This is a genomic window from Nitrosospira sp. Nsp14 (assembly GCF_900113575.1).
Classification (GTDB): Bacteria; Pseudomonadota; Gammaproteobacteria; order Burkholderiales; family Nitrosomonadaceae; genus Nitrosospira.
The window spans coordinates 35,046-52,370 of the sequence record NZ_FOPV01000016.1 but is presented as its reverse complement, the minus strand read 5'-3'; the positions used below and the strand labels follow the sequence as shown (position 1 = coordinate 52,370).

Sequence of the window (17,325 nt, the reverse complement as noted above, 5' to 3'; positions counted from 1 at the left end):
GCAAATATGGGAGAACATCATGTTACCGAATCTGCGGACTGGAGGAGCGTCCAAGACGCTGGCGCGTGTTTTGCATGGTGCAGATCAGCACTGGGTAGGGGACGGCTTTCCTGTGCGGACGCTTTTCGCCTATCCAGGCTTGGGGCCGACCATCAGCCCATTTCTGCTTCTTGACTATGCTGGCCCAACCGAATCTCCCCCGACACAGAAATCCCTGGGCGTGGGTCCCCATCCCCATCGCGGCTTTGAAACGGTAACTATCGTTTACAGCGGCGAAGTGGAACATCGTGACAGTTCTGGTGGGGGCGGAAAAATTGGTCCGGGAGATGTGCAATGGATGACCGCAGCCTCCGGTATTATTCATGAAGAATTTCACGGTCACGATTTCGCGCGAAAGGGCGGCGTCCTCGAGATGATGCAGCTGTGGGTTAACTTGCCTGCGAAGGCCAAAATGTTGCCGCCGCGCTATCAACTCATTACTGACCATCAAATTCCCACCGTGGCTCTTCCCGCCGCGAGCGGGCATGTGCGGGTCATTGCGGGAGAATGTCTTGGGGTTCGAGGACCGGCGCAGACGTCTACACCCATCAATTTATGGGATATTCAATTCACAACGCCTACCAAATTATCCCTGCCGATCCCCGAGGGTTACACCGCGATATTGGTAGTGCGCAAGGGCTCAGTAAGCGTAAGCAGCGGAGAAACGGTTGATACTGCAGAGGTTGGTTTGTTTGAGCGCGCTGGCGACCACATCAATATAGAAAGCGCAAGTGAAGCATCCATACTGCTGCTTGCTGGCGAGCCAATTGACGAGCCGATCAGCGGCAGCGGTCCGTTTGTCATGAATACGGCGGAAGAGATCAAACAGGCAATCCTGGATTTTGAAAGCGGCCGAATGGGACAACCACGAGGCACCGGGGCATAGACCATAAGACCTCAAGCACGGCTCGTACTTGTCGGCGGAGGATCAACGATAGTGCTCAGTGCTCCTTGATGCCACCTGCTGCGAGGGGGCACCGAAGGGGCCTAGCAAGGACCTATCAAAGTTTGCGGATGAGCAAGGATCTACGGATTGAAGCATAGGCAGTATATTTCCCTTAGATCCAAAGCTGAATTCGGCGTTATCCTTGTTACTGCTTTCGCTTTCGTGCGGACTTTGGTCCGAAGTGTTCTTCTCCCATCTATTAGATAACCCCCCTCATAGCTTCACGTTGCGACTCTCACTCAACGGATCCTGTTTGCAAGGATTCGGTGGGCATCGCTGTTGCAGTTGACGATGCGAAAAATACTCAAGCTTCAACAGTGAGTCCCACCTTGCGTCCCCTCGTCCATTGGCCGGGGATGTACCAAGGTCCAATTGTCCCGGTTGCTAAAGTTGCTACGATGGGTACATGGACGTGATGCGTCAGGTAGCACCAGGGATGGTCGAAACGTTCACCTGCGAAGGCGCAATAATCTGTTAATACGGCTGAACCTAGCTCGAGCGTTGGTTCACTTGGGATTGGTATACGCAAGGCCCAGCACATCATGAAGATGTCCCCATTCTTGTTAAAGTCCGGAGCCGTTTTTTTATTAATGCTAATCTCCATGGGCGCTTACGCGATTCCACTGGCTTACAACGATATAACGCTTGCCCAGGATGAGAGCGGCGATGACAGGGGAATTAGCTCCATCTCTGGAGTTGCCTCGAAAACCGATGAGATGATCGCGCTTTTGCTCGTCAGTTCGTATTTAGGAAGGCCACCCGGCGATGAGAAGGTTCTGTCGTTGGGGAATTCGCAACACGGCTTCGCTCTGCTTTTTGAGTTCCCTTCGGCCTCTGGCTTGCCATGGCCCGACGGAAATCTGACGAGATTTCCCGCATTTGGTTTTTTGCCGAACGATGCTGGCGACGCAGATCAAATCGCCCTTTTAGACAACGACGAGAATGAGGTCATCGACTTCCTCGCGTTGTTGGGTATCGTAACAGCCGTGTGGGAGCCTTCCGAAGAACATTCTGAGAGAATCCACGATACTGGGTCGGCTACAGCACAAGCACCGGCTGGAGTACGACGAGGCCCGCGCGACGCTTGCGTGCAATGGCACAATGAGCAGTCAAACAAACACGGTTGGCACGAAAGCCTGTGCGCGGATACAGGTTTCGTCAGCACTGGGTTTAATGGGCCCGGTACCCGATTCGGCAGAGGTGGGATCGTGACGGGCGGAGGTATTGGCGGTGTTGTCGTTGACGGTACAAACCCCAATCGCGGCAATAACCCGGGGGGGGTGGCGGCAGTCCCGGTGGGGGTGGCGGTCCCGGCGGGGGTGGCTCCGGTAATAGTGGCAGCCCTGGCGCTGGGCCCGAAGGGGGGGATGGAGATGGCGGTACGGGTCCAAGTAGCGGTGGCGACGGCCCAAGCGGGGAAAACGACGGCCCCATCCCTCCAACCGAAGTTGGTACCGTTCCGGAACCAGCCATATTGGCCCTGGTAGCATTTGGACTCGTCGGAATGTGTGTCGTGCGTTATCGGAAGCGGGGTTTGGCAAGCTTTCCGGAATTACCGGATAATTAGGGACTCTCGCTGGATCCGGGATTTGATAGTTAGCAGGCAGGCAGGCAGGCCGCTCGCTACGCTCGTTTCTTTTGGGAAGTGCTGCGATTTGCTGGCGCAGATGGAGTTGTTCCGGTGGAGGCAGGAAGGTGGAGGATGAGTTTTTTGCCTATGACGAGGTGTTTCGGATTTCCATTCCATGCCTTGATCTGCTCTACAGTGACACCATAGCGCCTAGCGATTTCATGCAAACTGTCATCCCCACGCACCAGATGTATAAAGTGGCGCTCGAGTAATCTTGGCGTCGCAGGTTTACTCGCCATCGTCGAAATATCGGCGGTCCCGGCGCTTCCATTACCAGGGACCAGCAATGTCTGACCGGGTATCATCTCGCCGCTTCTGCCCAGATCATTCACTTCCCTCAGCTTTCGCAAGCTGATTCCATACCGTTTCGAGATCTCTGCGGCGTTATCGCCGTCTCTTGCCTGATAGACTTGCCAGGACACGAACGGCCGATCGTGATTTCGCAGATTCTCGGCAAATATTTCAACTTTATCTACTGGGATCAACAGGGCATCTAATCCGTCAGTGTTGATGACGGGTCGATTATGCGCCGGATTCAGCGCCTTGAACTCATCAACCGAGATGTCCGCCAACCATGCCGCCAGCCGTACATCTATAGGACGTTTTGCTGAAACCTGCTCGAAGTAGGGCTGATTGGGCAGGGATTCAAGCTCGATACCGAATGCTGCCGGGTTCGAGATGATATTTTTTATCGCGATCAGCCTGGGAATATAGTTCCGGGTTTCAGGCGGAAGCTTCATGTTACGGAAATCGGTTGGGAGTCCCTTGTTGCGGTTCTTCACCAGCGCGCGGCCCACCGCACCCTCGCCCCAGTTGTATGAGGCCAGTGCCAATTCCCAATCGCCGAACATGCCATAGAGATTTTGTAAATAGTCGAGCGCAGCACGGGTAGCGCCGATGATGTCTCTGCGTTCATCGTACCACCAGTTCTGTTTCAATCCGTAAGTCGTTCCAGTCACTGGGATCAACTGCCATATTCCGGCCGCACGGCGATTGGAATATGCTGTCGGATTAAAGGCGCTCTCGATCATCGGCAGCAGCGCGATTTCGGCGGGCATGCCGCGTCGCTCCACTTCCTCGACAATATGAAAGAGATAGCGCCTGCTCCGCTCAATAATGCGCTTCAGATATTGCGGGCGGTTTGCGTAGAAATCCTCGTTGTGTCGTACCTCAGTGCTGTCCAGTTCAGCCATGGCGAAACCATGACGTATTCGTTCCCATAGATCCGCCGGTCGGGTGTGCGCGTCCATGTTGCTATTATCCATGTCCGAATCGGTCGTGCCGAAATCGCTTTCGACGACGGGATTGGTTTCGGGCAGTTCCACGCTGTTATACGGTAGCGATGCGCGTCCTGGTTCGGTGGGTTCAGCCGAAAAGGCGATATCCCCCGACATGAGTGCCAAGCTGAGGAACAGGGCGCTAATTGACGTGCGGGTGCTGCGTAGGGGAATCGACATGTCTATTCTAATTTTTCTTAATGTCGAGGTTACCCGACAGATGCGTTAGGATAACCAGTTCGTTCAAAAAGCTGAACCGAACAGCGCAAAATGCTGTGAGGTTGCGCATCTAGGGCACGGATCAGGTACAGGTTAAGATATCACTTTTCCTGACGTGCCATGAGAATTGGGAAGGACGGGATATGGCTCAGGACCGATCCCTTAATAAAAACCTGCTCTCATCCTCGTGTAGGCGACGCGTGCTCGAACTTCGCCAGATCAACCGCCGGCAGTGGTTCCCATCCCGCCTTTCGGTGGTCCACCACGACATTGGTGAAAATGCCCCCACGCACATTAAACTTTGCCGCAAGGCGCAGGTATCGGGGTTTCAAAACGGCAACGAGGTCGTCGACGATACGGTTGGTCACCGCCTCGTGAAATGCTCCTTCATTGCGATATGACCAAATGTAGAGCTTGAGACTCTTGAGCTCGACGCATTTCTTGTCGGGAATGTAATCAAGAATCAGGGTGGCAAAATCCGGTTGTCCCGTCTTGGGGCATAGGCAGGTAAACTCGGGAATTTCCATGTGTATCTGGTAATCCCGCTTGGGCGTCGGGTTTGGAAACATTTCCAGGGTTTTTGTAGGGCTACTTGGCATTCTCTTATCTCGGTCAAATCGGTTAGAATGGTCTGCCCGCAGGTACGTCCATCGGCACGTCCCTTCAGAAATGACTAAGTGACTAAAGAGGTCGTTTTTCCGGGTTGCACATTATAACTGTTTGCAAACGACAAATTGCGTCTCTCCCATATCAAACTCGCCGGTTTCAAGTCGTTTGTCGATCCCACTGACATCCCGGTTCCGGGCGATCTCGTCGGCGTCGTAGGACCAAACGGTTGCGGTAAGTCCAACGTTATCGACGCGGTGCGCTGGGTTCTGGGAGAGTCGAGGGCATCCGCATTGCGCGGCGAGTCCATGCAAGATGTGATTTTCAACGGCTCTGTGAATCGGAAACCGATCGGGCGCGCGAGCGTGGAGTTGATTTTCGACAACAGGTATGGCAAAGCCGCGGGGCAGTGGTCGAGCTATGCGGAAATTTGCATTAAACGGGTCTTGCGACGGGATGGCGAGTCGACTTACCACATCAACAACATTCATGTGCGCCGCCGGGACGTAGCAGATATCTTTCTTGGCACGGGCATCGGCGGACGCGGCTACGCCATCATCGAGCAGGGAATGATTTCACGCATTATCGAGGCGAAACCGGAGGAACTGCGTGTATATCTGGAAGAAGCCGCCGGGATTTCCAAATACCGGGAGCGCCGCCGCGAGACCGAGTTGCGTCTTGCCGATACCCGGGAAAACCTTCTGCGTTTAACCGATATTTGCCACGAACTGGGAAAGCAGTTGGTCCGTCTGGAGCAACAGGCGGGGGTTGCCGCCCGTTTTCAGGATCTGACCAATGAGTTGCGCAAGGCACAAAATCTATTGTGGTGCGCCCGCAAGCAGGAAGCGGCGGTGCGGCGTACGCTAGCCGAAAAGGAGTACCGGTCACTGCAAACGGCCTTGGAAGCGGAAACTGCCGCGTTGCGCGGCATCGAAAAATGCCTGGAGGAAAAACGCACTTCGCATTATGCCACCACTGACAGCGTGCATGAGGCGCAAGGCGAGCTTTATGCGGTCAACGCGGACGTGGCGCATATAGAACAGCAGATCCGGCACCTGCGTGAAAATCGCCAGCGTATCGGGCAGCAAATAGCAATAATAGGGGACCAGCTTGAGCACAAGGTAAGGCAAGCGGAAGATGCCGCCGACAGTTTAAGGCGCTGGCGCGAGGAGCTTGACCAGGCGATGCTGGCTCGGGAGGCGGGTAAGAAAAAGGCTGCGGTGGAGAATGAAAAATTACCGGAGACTGACGCGACCTTTCGCACGTGCCAGGAAAAGTTAACTGAAACGCAGCGCAGGCTGCTGCTGGTTGAGCAGGCCGGGCGCCTGGAAGAAAGTCATCGCGACCATGCGGGAAAAAACCTCGGCCAGCTCGAATCGCGTCGCCTGCGGCTTGTTACCGAGCGCGACGCCTTGTCACAGCCTGGCGCTGACGAATTATCGTGCCTGCACCAGCGCGCCGAGGATGCCGCCGCGGTCCTTTTACAGAAACGGGAGACGTTGGCTCAGACCGAGAATTTGCTGGAAGGTGCAAGCGAGGAGAAATATCAGCTAGGTCGCGAGGTCCAGGCTTTGGAGCAGCAGATTATCAAGGCTGAAGCTCGGCTTACGGCTCTCCAGCGCTTACAGCATCGTCTCGAAGGCAGCGAGAGATTGAGCGCATGGCTGAGCAAGCATCGTCTTGATGCCTTACCTCGCTTGTGGGAGGGTATTCAGATCGAGAAGGGATGGGAAGACGCGCTTGAAGCAGTGCTGCGCGAGCGCCTGAACAGTGCGGAGCTGGAGCGACTGGAATTATCGGATGAGTGGGCGGGCGACCCGCCGCCGGGGAAATGCGCGCTGTTCGAGTCAAATGGGCTGGGAGCGCAAGCGGAGCAACGGGAATCAGCCGCAAAAGCCGGGGAGGTGCCGGAACGAGAAGCGCTTTTGACTCCTCTGCAACAATATCTGAAATACGATCGGGCAGAACTTCGAATGGTACTGGCCGAATGGTTGAGAGGGATATTTGTCGCGGAAAGCATGCAAGTGGGTCTTGTCCAGCGCGCAGGGCTTTCTCCCGGCGAAATGCTGGTAACGCGTGAAGGCAACATTATTACCCGCCACAGCCTGACCTATTATGCCCCCGACTCGCAGTTGCATGGCGTGCTGGCTCGGCAACGGGAGATTGGCGAGATCAAGATGGAAATGGATGGCCTTAGGGCGGAGCGATCAATTGGAATATCCACGCTGCAGGAGGCAGAAGAAAGGTACGCCGAGCTTGAAACATCTGTAACACGCTTGCGCGCCGAGACCGGGCAGTTTCAGCAACAGCATCACAATGCAGAGATGCAGGCGTTAAAGCTTGCACAATTGGCGGAACGGACGAACCAGCGGTCCGAGCAAATAGAAAGCGAACTTGCCGAAATCGAGCACCAAGCCCGAGGAGAAGTATCCCGCAAGGTTGATGCTGAAAAAAAACTGACGGCATATCGAGCTGAGTTTGCCGTTTTAGAACGCCAGGTGCATGAGGAAAAAAGAGCGAGGCAGATCGCAGAACAGTTTCTGAACGCACAGCGGCAGCTTGTACAGAATGCCGGCAGGGAATTGCAGGAAGCGGTGTTTCAGGAAAAAAACTGTCAGCACAAAATCGCGGAGGTGGTCAGCTCTATCAGGCTTATCGACGATAACATTGTTGAGCTCAAGGCGCATCTGGAGAAATTGCAGGCCGAGCAAATAACTTTTGACGAGACTCAACTGAATTCCCTCCTGCAGGAAAGGCTCGAGCAGCGTGATCAGCGTGAGCAACGCTTGGCGATGGCGCGCAATGCGCTTGAAGAGGTTGCGGGTGAATTGCGCGAAATTGAGCAGGCACGCATGACGTCGGAGCAAAAAATACCGCCGCTGCGGGAAGCTATCGGCCAAGTCCGGCTTAAGGAACAAGAAGCGCGAATCACCGAGAATCAGTTTGCAGAACATTTAAAAGATTCCGGGACTGATGAGCGGGAGCTCATAGAAATACTCGGAAAAACGAAGCCTTCGGCCTTGCAAGCCGAGATTACCCGGCTGACTTCGGAAATCGCAGCCTTGGGAGCGGTGAATCCAGGGGCGCTTGATGAATTAGAGTCGTGCCGGTTACGTAAGACTTATCTGGACTCGCAGTCGCAGGATTTGCAGGAAGCGTCCGAGACCCTGCAAAGTGCAATTCGTCAGATAGACCGAGAAACGCGACAACGACTGCTGGAAACTGTAGGCAAGGTTAATGTCCATCTGGAAGAAATGTTTCCCACCATGTTCGGCGGCGGACAAGCGAAACTGATCGTGAGGGGCGAGGAAATTCTGGATGCCGGCATACAAATTTTCGCGCAGCCACCAGGCAAGAAAAACAGTTCCATTCATCTGCTTTCCGGGGGTGAGAAGGCATTAACAGCATTGGCGTTTGTGTTCTCTTTGTTTCAACTCAACCCCGCCCCGTTTTGTCTGCTGGATGAGGTGGATGCCCCTCTCGACGACAGCAATACCGAACGTTTTTGCAATCTTGTGCGCAAAATGTCGCGCCAAACCCAGTTTATCTTTATCAGCCACAACAAAATTACGATGGAAATGGCGCACCAATTGATCGGCGTTACCATGCAGGAAAAGGGCGTATCGCGAGTGGTGGCCGTGGAGATCGAAGAGGCTGTCCGGTTGAGCGACGCGGCCATGGCGACCTGAAAGCATGGTTGAGATAAACAATATGAGTGAATTGCAGATCAGCTTGATTGCGATTGGTATAGTCGTGATCATGGCCGTGCTCTTATTTAACTGGATGCAGCAACGGCGCTACCGTCGAAGCGCCGAACAGGCGTTCGGCCAAAAACCCGAAGACGTACTGCTACGTCCTGACATGTCAGTCGGTACCTCAGTCGGAGATGGGGAAAGGATTGAGCCGCAGCTCGGTAATGAACCCACGCTTGAATTTAATGCGGATCCTGGCATCTTGTCCGTGGAAGCGGCTGAACACATGGCGGATTTCCCGCCAGAACCGCAGCCCGGACTAGAACCGCAGCCCGGACCGAAAAATATAACGCGAGATCCGGAGACGGCCGGGTTCTCTGAGCGGGTGGTGGCAACAGCCCGTTGCGCTGAGGCTGCTGGGACTGTTGGTGTTGGGGGGGGTGACAATGACGAGATAGAGGATCCGGGCGTGGATTATGTAGTTGACATCCATGCGGCAACGGTGATCCCGGACTCGAGTCTGGCGGAGGTGCTGCAGCGAAAGTTTGATTTCAGCAAGCCGGTGCGTTGGCTGGGGCAGCGGGATCCAGGCGCCTCGTGGGAGGAAATTTCCACAGAGTCCCCCGGTACGCGCGGTTACGTCAATTTGCGCGGCTGCCTCCAGCTTGCCGACCGCGGCGGGCCCGTGAGCGAAGTGAGCCTCGCCGAATTTCGCGATCTGGCAAAGAACCTGGCTACGCGCCTGAAGGCCGAAGTGAATTGCCCCGATATTCGTGAGGCACATGCAAGGGCGGTCTCACTGGACGAATTTTGTGCGGAAGTGGACGTGATGATAGGCATCAATATCATCAGCGTGGACAATAGCGTGTTTACTGGCGCCAAAATTCAGGTTCTGGCTGAGTCATCAGGCTTCAAGCTGGGAACAGAAGGCATGTTTCACTATTATGATCAAAGGGGAACTGCTGTGTTTTCGCTCGGGAATTCCGAGCCTGCGCCATTTCTTCACTCCAGCATGCGCATGCTGACGACTCATGGCGTAACATTTCTTCTCGACGTGTCACGGGTGGAAAACGGCCCGATCATTTTTGGGGAAATGGTTCATGTTGCCGGGGCTGTTGCCGACGCGCTCGGTGGCCTCATGGTGGACGATAATCGTGTTCCTTTGACCGATAACGGTATCCGGAAAATCAAGCAGCAACTGAGTACGATTCAGTCCCTGATGCAGGCGCGTAATCTTCCCGCCGGCGGTAAGCTCGCGCTGAGGCTGTTTGCGTGAGCGAACGCCCAGATCAGGTGGTGCGTCGTGTACAGGAACTGCGCGACATTATCGAATTGCATAATTACAACTATTATGTTCAGGACACGCCGACCATCCCCGATGCGGAGTTCGATAAGCTGTTTCGGGAACTGGAAGAGCTTGAACAGCGCTATCCGCACCTTGTCACGCCCGATTCCCCCACCCGCCGCGTAGGCGCCCCCCCGCTCAAGGCGTTTTCGCAAATTGTTCATCGTACCCCAATGCTCTCCCTCGGCAATGCCTTTGATGAGGGCGAGGTTGAGGCCTTTGACCGAAGGGTGCGGCAGACCCTGGGGATCAGTAGCGTCGAATACGCGGTAGAACCCAAATTTGATGGTCTCGCCGTGAGCCTCTGCTATGAAGATGGTATTTTGAGGACCGGAGCGACGCGAGGCGACGGTTATGTTGGGGAAGATGTCACCCTGAATTTGCGCACCATCCGGTCGATTCCGCTGGCATTGAGAGTCGGAAACCGGGCCGGCCAAACGCCTTCCTTTCTCGAGGTACGCGGGGAAGTGCTGATGTTGAAGGCTGATTTTGAAAAACTGAACCGGCAGCAGCGTGAAAGAAATCTGAAGGAGTTCATCAATCCGCGCAATGCCGCTGCGGGGGCGTTGCGCCAGCTTGATCCAGGCATAACGGCTATGCGCAAACTCGCCTTCTTTGCTTATGGCATAGGCGCATACGAAGGGGCAAACGTGCCGCGCGATAAACACGACCAGGTTTTGGATTACCTTGCGTCGTTGCGTTTTCCGGTCGTGCTCGAACGCAGGACCGTAGTCGGCCTCGCAGCGATGCTGCAATATAACCGTGAGATATGGGCAAAGCGGGGACAGTTGCCGTATGACATTGATGGCACCGTGTATAAGGTCAACGACTTGGCCCAGCAGGTCAAGTTGGGGTTTGTTTCGCGAGCGCCGCGGTTCGCGCTCGCGCATAAATTTCCGGCTCAGGAAGCGGTCACCGAATTGCTCGGGATCGACGTTCAAGTGGGCAGAACCGGTGCGTTAACCCCCGTGGCGCGGCTGAGGCCGGTATTTGTAGGCGGCGTAACGGTAACCAACGCCACGCTGCACAACGAGGATGAGATTAGGCGCAAGGATGTCATGATTGGAGACAGCGTGATCGTGAGGCGCGCGGGCGATGTCATTCCCGAAGTGGTCGCTGTACAGAAAGATAAGCGGCCGTCCTCTGTCAAGGCGTTTGTGATGCCTGACCACTGCCCCGTGTGTGGGTCGAAGGCGGTACGTTTGCAGGGGGAGGCGATGACCCGTTGCACAGGCGGATTGTACTGCCCAGCCCAACGGAAACAGGCTATTTTGCATTTTGCATCACGCCGCGCCATGAACATTCACGGTTTGGGAGACAAACTGGTGGAGCAGTTGGTAGATAACGCCGCTATAAGGACACCGGCGGACCTTTACAAACTTGGTATATCTGCTCTGGCTGCGCTGGCGCGCATGGCGGACAAATCGGCTGGCAACGTGATAGACGCGATCGAAAAGAGTAAAGATACCACGCTGGCGCGCTTCATATATGCTCTTGGTATCCGTAACGTCGGCGAAACCACTGCCAGGGATCTCGCGGCATATTTCGGCACGCTGGACCGATTGATAGGTGCCGATGTGGAAATCTTGGGTCGCGTGCCCGACATAGGGCCGGTCGTGGCGCAGAGCATTGCCGATTTTTTTTCTGAGTCACACAATCTCGAAATCATAGAGCAGTTGCGCGCAAGCGGTGTCCGCTGGAAGGAGAACGAAGGGGAGGCCATGCGGCAGGCACAGTCGGTTCCGGGCACGAGCGCCGGCAGCGGTAAAGTCAGGGGTAAAACCTTCGTCTTGACGGGCAGCCTGCCGAACCTTGCACGTGACGAGGTAAAGGAGAAACTTGAAGCCCAAGGTGGAAAAGTCACGGGCAGTGTCTCAAAAAAAACCGATTTTGTCGTGGCTGGAGCAGATCCGGGCAGCAAGTTCGATAAGGCTATTGAACTCGGAATAATCATCCTCGACGAAGCGGGGTTACTACAATTATTGCAAGAGTCACAGGCCGACCTGAGCTAAATTTTTCCATTCTCGCGAGGTTTTTTCATGCCCAAGATTACCAAGGCTGTTTTTCCTGTTGCAGGTATGGGTACCCGTTTCTTGCCCGCTACCAAGGCAAGTCCAAAGGAAATGATGCCGGTCGTTGATAAGCCACTGATCCAATACGCGGTTGAGGAAGCTATTGCTGCCGGCATAACGGAACTGATTTTCATAACCGGACGTCACAAGCGCGCCATTGAAGATCATTTCGATAAAGCCTTCGAAATGGAAGCCGAGCTGGAAGCGAAGGGTAAAAGCGATACCCTGGAAATGCTGCGAAACATTTTACCTAAAAATATTTCCTGCATTTATATCCGCCAGTCCGCTCCATTAGGTTTAGGCCACGCCATTCTATGCGCACGTCCGGCGGTGGGGAATGTTCCTTTCGCAGTCCTGCTGGCCGATGACTTGCTGGTTGGTGAAGAGCCGATCATTGGGCAACTGTGCCATAGATATGAACAAAATGGGTGTTCGATTTTGGCTGTGCAAAATGTGGGGCAGGAAGAAACCGGCAGCTACGGAATCGTTAAATGCGGGCCGGGAATGAAGCGGTTGCATCCCATCATCGGCATAGTCGAAAAACCTGCGCCCGAAGACGCGCCATCCACTCTTGGCGTAGTTGGCCGCTATGTACTGACGCCCAAAATTTTTTCGCACCTCGAAAAAATCCAGCCTGGTGCAGGGGGTGAGCTTCAACTCACAGATGGCATCGCTTCGCTATTGCAGGAGGAGCGGGCGCTGGCATACGAGTTTGCAGGTACGCGTTACGACTGCGGGAGCAAGATAGGTTACCTGAAGGCGACATTAGCTTTGGCGCTCGAACATCCTGAGGTCGGCAAGGAGTTTGCGCATTATCTCGATGCGCGATATCAGAACCTCTGTCTGCCTGAGGGCTCCTGCTAATCCCCATCCTTATGCTGTCTTCCGAAGAAGCAAAACATATTTTGTCGGCGGCCGAGCAGATAATTCCTGCTGACGTGGTTTCGGGCATCGTAAAGCGCATGGCCCAAGATATTACTGCGGCTCTGTCGGACCAATACCCGCTCATATTGAGCGTGATGGGTGGAGCAGTAGTGTTCACGGGACAACTCCTGCCGTTGCTTGAGTTTCCGCTCAACTTCGATTATCTCCATGTCAGCCGCTATAATAACGAGATTCGGGGCGGGGAAATTACCTGGAAAGTCTCGCCGCATGAAGAAGAGCTGAAGAATAGGGTGGTGCTGGTGCTGGACGATATACTCGATGAAGGGGTGACACTTGCCGCAATCCGCGAAAAAGTCATGAGTCATGGCGCCAAGGCGTTTTACAGCGCTGTTTTTGCCGATAAGGATATCGGTCGCCCAAAACCTGCTCGGGCAGACTTTATCGGTGTCAGGTTGCCGGATCGCTATGCGTTTGGGTTCGGTATGGATATTCATGGCGCGTGGCGGAACCTGCCTGCCATATATGCCATGAGAGGGTGATTTGGCGGACCAACTCCGGAATCTGGCAGCGAGGAATAGTGCTGATGCGAGCTGCACAACCTGCAGAAGTTTTTGGATGGTCGGCTTCCGCCCCGTTCCGTCACCTGTGCCCGTCAAAAATTCTAGGTTCCTTAACTAAAAAAATGCTCGCAATTATCGGCGGTACCGGTATGACCCAGCTTGGCTGCCTTGAAATATCGCACCGGCGTATAGTGACCACCCCTTATGGCGAGCCATCGGGTCCGCTTACCTTTGGCAGCATTGGCGACAAACGCGTTGTGTTCCTCGCCCGCCACGGCTATGGTCACACCATACCGCCGCATGAGGTAAATTATCGCGCCAACCTTTGGGCGTTGTACTCCTTAAACCTTACCCGCGTCATAGCGGTCGCTTCGGTGGGCGGAATCCGCGCCGATCTGGCTCCCGGCACGCTTGCAATTCCAGATCAGATTATCGACTATACTCACGGACGCAAATACACCTTTTACGAGGGAGTGGACAAACCCGTAACGCATATAGACTTTACAGAGCCTTACTGTCAATTGAGCCGCAAGCGCCTGCTAGAGGCGGCCAAGCGTGCCCAGGAGCAGGTGATTGATGGCGGTGTTTATGGCGCAACCCAGGGGCCGCGGTTGGAAACCGCCGCTGAAATCGCCCGGCTGGAACGGGATGGAGTCGATATGGTCGGTATGACTGGCATGCCTGAAGCCGCCTTGGCGAAGGAACTGGGCCTTTGTTACGCCACCATTGCCGTGGTAGCGAACCACGCTGCAGGCCGTGCAACGAGCGCTCACGCCATCCGGCTGGAAGATGCGCATGCTGTTCTGCAGGGGGCGATGATTCGGGTCAGGGAGGTACTGGAACGCGTGGTGGAGTTCGATGCCGATTAAACCTGTCTTGAAAATGGGCGACCCCCGCTTGCTTGAGGTCGCTAGGAAGGTGCAGGAATTCGGCACTCCCGAGCTCGAGGCGCTCATTGTGGATATGCATGACACCATGGAAGCGCTCGACGGCGCGGGCCTTGCCGCCCCCCAGATTGGCGTCGGTCTCCAGGTGGTAATTTTTGGCGTGAAGCGAAATCCACGCTATCCTGGCGCCGAGGAGGTTCCTTATACCGTGCTGCTGAATCCGGTAATAACACTGCTGAGCGACGATATGGAACAGGGGTGGGAGGGCTGTCTCAGTGTTCCGGGCATGCGCGGCATGGTTCCGCGCTTTAGACGGCTACGCTACCGCGGTTCGGACCAGTACGGAAAACCCATCGAACGGAGCGTGGAGGGATTTCATGCGCGCGTGGTACAACACGAATGCGACCACCTGGAAGGCATTCTTTATCCCATGCGTATTCCTGATTTCCGCTCGTTTGGCTTTACCGATGTCTTGTTCCCAGACCACCCGCCAATGGATGAATAATCGATTCTTCCAGCCGGGGGAGGACTGGAAATAGCCCGGTTGTACGCAACATGCCGCTGAGGAACTGCAATTTCTGCGTCTTTCGTTTGGAATGATGAACGTCCAGCGTATGGAAAGAGGTATTCGATATTCGCACAGGCGGATCGATCCGTTTTATTTGATTCTGTTTTCAGTCATGTGCTCGAAACCCGAGCATGCTGATAATTGTTGCGCCAGGAGTTGCGCGAGATTGCGCGCGCTTCGCTTGCCGCTCTCGACAATTATATGGGCGGTTTCGCGGTAAAGCGGATCGCGTTGCGCGTAAAGTTCAGCCAGCTTCATCCGTGGATCGGGGGTTTGCAGCAGCGGGCGGTTTTTGTCTTGCCGCGTTCGCCGCCATAAATCATCGATAGTCGCCCGCAAATAAACCACAGTGCCATTGCCTCTGAGCATGTCGCGGTTTTCCCGGCTCAGCACTGCACCTCCCCCCGTAGCCAGCACGATGTTCCGGCTTTTCACCAGTTCGGTGAGCATTTCAGTTTCGCGCTTGCGAAAACCGCTTTCTCCCTCTATTTCAAAAATAACCGGGATGCTGACACCGGTCCTTTTCTGAATCTCGCGATCACAGTCGTAAACTGCTTTTTCGAGTAGATCCCCAACAAGTTTGGCGATGGTGGTTTTCCCCGCCCCCATCATTCCGACGAGAAAAATATTGCCGTTATCGCCGGGCTTATTTTCGGCATTTCTGCCAACGCCGTTATCGAACGCGTCAGTTGCGATTGTCGGATTCATGCCCACATTGTAGCGGAAATGCCACAGTCGCGTATGCGAATGCTCGTGCATTGTCCCACTGTTGCGGTATGGGGCAGCGCTTACAGCGCAAGTGTGGAATCCCGATCCGCTGTAGAGCTTGGCGGCAAGCTACCAGTTTATCTGGAAATTTCTTCTTTCAAGCGCATGGGTGGCGCTTCACCAAACTCATCCTTGTTTAACCGCCCATCCCGGTCAACATCGAGACTTTCAAAAGTTCTGGCGGGCATTTTCTGACTGGCGGCTTCCTCTGCGCTTACGTAGCCATCCTCATCGGTGTCGTAAAATTCCAGCGGCGGCGTTATTTTCTCTTGCTTGGCCTGCGGTTTTTCCGCATGGACCTGAACGGGCGCAGATAGAACGCCTGCGACTGTGGCCGCCAGCACCAGAATCATTTTATGTTTTAAAGTTGAGTATGGCATCGAAATCGGTTAATTCAGCAGGAGATAGACGAAAATGAGTACAACTGCAGGCACACCCAGAAGTCAAGCAAGAAAATATTTACCCATCATAGTTCTCCTTGGAAAACCGCGAGGATTATATCTAGCTTGTTTTGCCCCATCTGCTGGTTGCGCAACGGCAGGGTTTGAGGCGTCGGTCGAATTCATCGTACACGGCTGCGCGACCGCAACGAGCGCACCATTGACGGCAGTACTTGGCGCATCACTAAAGTTTTCGCACTGCTGCCGAGCATGCCTGCTGCCAGGACCGCACCGCTTTTTACTGCCCTGCGCAGTGGCATGCGCGGCATGATGGACAATGCAGCAAACAATCCTAGCGAAGCATAATACGGATGGCGCTTGATAAATTTAAACGTCTCGCTGCGGGGAAATACGTCGTCGATGGGGGCTTGCACCTGTTCTTTCGCATGAGTCAACTCGGAGCGATAAGTTTTGCGGCTGGCATGCATTCGCTCCAACAGCGCATTTCTTTCGTCTTCGAGAGCGTCGCTCATACGATCTCCTTCATCAGTTTAATATCCTGCTGCAACTCGTCACGCACGGTATCGAAAGCTGAAACTGAATCGGCCCGGCTTGGAGTCCCGATATAAACCACGAAGGCGACTAAAGAATACAAACCCGCGACGCTCCATGCAGAGAGCACGCGATAGGGCGTGTCCCAACAGGTAATGATGACCGCCAGCCCCAGGAAAATAAAACTTAACACAACAAAGAGTGCGGCCACCGCGTAACCGACGACGCGTCTCATCAAATTCTGCCCCTGAATCTCAGCCGATATCTTCAATAGCTCCAGGTATTCGCCGACGCGTTCCAAGGCAATTGCTCCGAGCTGCCGGGCTTTTGTGATGGTCTCAAACATGGCGATGTCTCACTGATATGCTGGGGCCTGGGGCGTGGATTTAACGGCGTGACGTCAGCAAGCCTACCAGGAACCCAATTGCGGCGGCATAGCCCACGGATTGGAGCGGACGTTCCTTGACGTAATCGCGGGAACATTCGATACCGTGATCCAATTGTTCCCGCGCGTCGTGGGCAACGTCCCGAGCGGTTTCCTTGGTTTCGGCAATTTTTTGCATCAGATTATCCTTTGCTTTTTCTAAATCGATATCCGATAAACTGGGGAGTCGCGAAATGAGATCGTCCAGGTCGGCTCTGAGATTCTCCAGTTCGTCACTGGCGACTGCCCCCACTTGTTTGCCCGCGGTTTTCGCGGCATTGCCGACGCGCTGAGCTGCCGAGCCTACGCGATGCGCTACGTTTTCCGCTGCGGCTTGTGCATCATCGGCTGAATTTGTGGAAGTATCCCGTTCCATGGTGAGCTCCTTTTCGTTGTTTGGGGAAAATATGCGAAATCTATATTTAAGGCCGCATAAGAGCTGTTAGTTTCCCTTAATTGTCGTTACAGGTATGTT

General features: G+C 54.6%; 17 protein-coding genes. 10 read left to right on the top strand and 7 right to left on the bottom strand.

What is annotated here, in order from left to right; translation table 11 throughout:
• The first annotated feature begins 19 nt into the window (after positions 1 to 19).
• The 3 genes from BM022_RS11245 to BM022_RS16465 all read left to right on the top strand — a co-directional run bounded on the left by BM022_RS11245 (position 20) and on the right by BM022_RS16465 (position 2,552).
• Positions 20 to 925, top strand: a complete 906-nt coding sequence (locus BM022_RS11245) for a pirin family protein (RefSeq protein WP_091139352.1) — start codon at positions 20 to 22, stop codon at positions 923 to 925.
• A 650-nt stretch (positions 926 to 1,575) separates the two neighbouring features.
• Complete coding sequence (locus BM022_RS15565) at positions 1,576 to 2,472, top strand: hypothetical protein (RefSeq protein ID WP_177191703.1); 897 nt, start codon at positions 1,576 to 1,578, stop codon at positions 2,470 to 2,472.
• Positions 2,460 to 2,552 carry a hypothetical protein gene (locus BM022_RS16465; protein ID WP_177191702.1) on the top strand — a complete coding sequence of 31 codons (93 nt, stop codon included), beginning with the start codon at positions 2,460 to 2,462 and terminating at the stop codon, positions 2,550 to 2,552. The genes BM022_RS15565 and BM022_RS16465 overlap by 13 nt, the downstream gene beginning before the upstream one ends.
• A 56-nt stretch (positions 2,553 to 2,608) precedes the next feature.
• Here the strand turns inward: BM022_RS16465 and BM022_RS11230 are convergent, their stop codons facing one another.
• Together BM022_RS11230 and queF are read right to left on the bottom strand one after the other, a co-directional pair.
• A complete protein-coding gene (locus tag BM022_RS11230; protein WP_091139347.1) occupies positions 2,609 to 4,072 on the bottom strand; it encodes a transglycosylase SLT domain-containing protein in 1,464 nt (487 codons plus the stop codon).
• 218 nt (positions 4,073 to 4,290) lie between these two features.
• Positions 4,291 to 4,710 carry a preQ(1) synthase gene (gene queF, locus BM022_RS11225; protein WP_091139345.1) on the bottom strand — a complete coding sequence of 140 codons (420 nt, stop codon included), beginning with the start codon at positions 4,708 to 4,710 and terminating at the stop codon, positions 4,291 to 4,293.
• A 135-nt stretch (positions 4,711 to 4,845) separates the two neighbouring features.
• Here queF and smc point away from each other — a divergent pair, with 135 nt between their 5' ends.
• The 7 genes from smc to def all read left to right on the top strand — a co-directional run bounded on the left by smc (position 4,846) and on the right by def (position 14,663).
• Positions 4,846 to 8,406 carry a chromosome segregation protein SMC gene (gene smc / locus BM022_RS11220; protein WP_091139344.1) on the top strand — a complete coding sequence of 1,187 codons (3,561 nt, stop codon included), beginning with the start codon at positions 4,846 to 4,848 and terminating at the stop codon, positions 8,404 to 8,406.
• A gap of 22 nt (positions 8,407 to 8,428) precedes the next feature.
• Positions 8,429 to 9,685, top strand: coding sequence for a cell division protein ZipA (locus tag BM022_RS11215; protein ID WP_256209134.1), 1,257 nt, complete (start codon positions 8,429 to 8,431; stop codon positions 9,683 to 9,685).
• Entirely contained in the window at positions 9,682 to 11,766 is a 2,085-nt protein-coding gene (gene ligA / locus BM022_RS11210; RefSeq protein WP_091139342.1) for an NAD-dependent DNA ligase LigA, read from the top strand. Before BM022_RS11215 ends, ligA begins: the two co-directional genes overlap by 4 nt.
• Before the next feature lie 27 nt (positions 11,767 to 11,793).
• Positions 11,794 to 12,690, top strand: a complete 897-nt coding sequence (gene galU, locus BM022_RS11205; protein WP_091139341.1) for a UTP--glucose-1-phosphate uridylyltransferase GalU — start codon at positions 11,794 to 11,796, stop codon at positions 12,688 to 12,690.
• An 11-nt stretch (positions 12,691 to 12,701) separates the two neighbouring features.
• The gene (locus BM022_RS11200; RefSeq protein WP_091139339.1) at positions 12,702 to 13,250 is read left to right on the top strand and encodes a hypoxanthine-guanine phosphoribosyltransferase; all 549 of its coding nucleotides are present in this window, start codon (positions 12,702 to 12,704) and stop codon (positions 13,248 to 13,250) included.
• Between the two features lie 143 nt (positions 13,251 to 13,393).
• Complete coding sequence (locus BM022_RS11195; protein WP_091139407.1) at positions 13,394 to 14,140, top strand: S-methyl-5'-thioinosine phosphorylase; 747 nt, start codon at positions 13,394 to 13,396, stop codon at positions 14,138 to 14,140.
• On the top strand, positions 14,130 to 14,663 hold the full coding sequence (gene def / locus BM022_RS11190) for a peptide deformylase (protein WP_091139337.1): 534 nt from the start codon (positions 14,130 to 14,132) through the stop codon (positions 14,661 to 14,663). The genes BM022_RS11195 and def overlap by 11 nt, the downstream gene beginning before the upstream one ends.
• A 153-nt stretch (positions 14,664 to 14,816) precedes the next feature.
• Here the strand turns inward: def and BM022_RS11185 are convergent, their stop codons facing one another.
• The 5 genes from BM022_RS11185 to BM022_RS11165 all read right to left on the bottom strand — a co-directional run bounded on the left by BM022_RS11185 (position 14,817) and on the right by BM022_RS11165 (position 17,226).
• A complete protein-coding gene (locus BM022_RS11185; protein ID WP_371264329.1) occupies positions 14,817 to 15,485 on the bottom strand; it encodes a shikimate kinase in 669 nt (222 codons plus the stop codon).
• 86 nt (positions 15,486 to 15,571) lie between these two features.
• Positions 15,572 to 15,874: an EF-hand domain-containing protein gene (locus BM022_RS11180; protein ID WP_091139336.1), complete on the bottom strand. Its 303-nt coding sequence runs from the start codon at positions 15,872 to 15,874 to the stop codon at positions 15,572 to 15,574.
• 182 nt (positions 15,875 to 16,056) lie between these two features.
• Positions 16,057 to 16,407 carry a hypothetical protein gene (locus BM022_RS11175; RefSeq protein WP_091139335.1) on the bottom strand — a complete coding sequence of 117 codons (351 nt, stop codon included), beginning with the start codon at positions 16,405 to 16,407 and terminating at the stop codon, positions 16,057 to 16,059.
• Positions 16,404 to 16,772, bottom strand: coding sequence for a phage holin family protein (locus tag BM022_RS11170; RefSeq protein WP_091139333.1), 369 nt, complete (start codon positions 16,770 to 16,772; stop codon positions 16,404 to 16,406). The genes BM022_RS11175 and BM022_RS11170 overlap by 4 nt, the downstream gene beginning before the upstream one ends.
• 40 nt (positions 16,773 to 16,812) lie before the next feature.
• On the bottom strand, positions 16,813 to 17,226 hold the full coding sequence (locus tag BM022_RS11165; protein WP_091139331.1) for an ElaB/YgaM/YqjD family protein: 414 nt from the start codon (positions 17,224 to 17,226) through the stop codon (positions 16,813 to 16,815).
• Positions 17,227 to 17,325: the final 99 nt, after the last annotated feature.

What these genes read in the sequence shown, in the direction of transcription:
- BM022_RS11245 (WP_091139352.1), top strand. Translation starts at nt 20, where the DNA reads ATGTTACCGAATCTGCGGACTGGAGGAGCGTCCAAGACGCTGGCGCGT.
- BM022_RS15565 (WP_177191703.1), top strand. Translation starts at nt 1,576, where the DNA reads ATGCTAATCTCCATGGGCGCTTACGCGATTCCACTGGCTTACAACGAT.
- BM022_RS11230 (WP_091139347.1), bottom strand. Translation starts at nt 4,072, where the DNA reads ATGTCGATTCCCCTACGCAGCACCCGCACGTCAATTAGCGCCCTGTTC.
- queF (WP_091139345.1), bottom strand. Translation starts at nt 4,710, where the DNA reads ATGCCAAGTAGCCCTACAAAAACCCTGGAAATGTTTCCAAACCCGACG.
- BM022_RS11215 (WP_256209134.1), top strand. Translation starts at nt 8,429, where the DNA reads ATGAGTGAATTGCAGATCAGCTTGATTGCGATTGGTATAGTCGTGATC.
- galU (WP_091139341.1), top strand. Translation starts at nt 11,794, where the DNA reads ATGCCCAAGATTACCAAGGCTGTTTTTCCTGTTGCAGGTATGGGTACC.
- BM022_RS11200 (WP_091139339.1), top strand. Translation starts at nt 12,702, where the DNA reads ATGCTGTCTTCCGAAGAAGCAAAACATATTTTGTCGGCGGCCGAGCAG.
- BM022_RS11195 (WP_091139407.1), top strand. Translation starts at nt 13,394, where the DNA reads ATGCTCGCAATTATCGGCGGTACCGGTATGACCCAGCTTGGCTGCCTT.
- def (WP_091139337.1), top strand. Translation starts at nt 14,130, where the DNA reads ATGCCGATTAAACCTGTCTTGAAAATGGGCGACCCCCGCTTGCTTGAG.
- BM022_RS11185 (WP_371264329.1), bottom strand. Translation starts at nt 15,485, where the DNA reads ATGCACGAGCATTCGCATACGCGACTGTGGCATTTCCGCTACAATGTG.
- BM022_RS11180 (WP_091139336.1), bottom strand. Translation starts at nt 15,874, where the DNA reads ATGCCATACTCAACTTTAAAACATAAAATGATTCTGGTGCTGGCGGCC.
- BM022_RS11175 (WP_091139335.1), bottom strand. Translation starts at nt 16,407, where the DNA reads ATGAGCGACGCTCTCGAAGACGAAAGAAATGCGCTGTTGGAGCGAATG.
- BM022_RS11170 (WP_091139333.1), bottom strand. Translation starts at nt 16,772, where the DNA reads ATGTTTGAGACCATCACAAAAGCCCGGCAGCTCGGAGCAATTGCCTTG.
- BM022_RS11165 (WP_091139331.1), bottom strand. Translation starts at nt 17,226, where the DNA reads ATGGAACGGGATACTTCCACAAATTCAGCCGATGATGCACAAGCCGCA.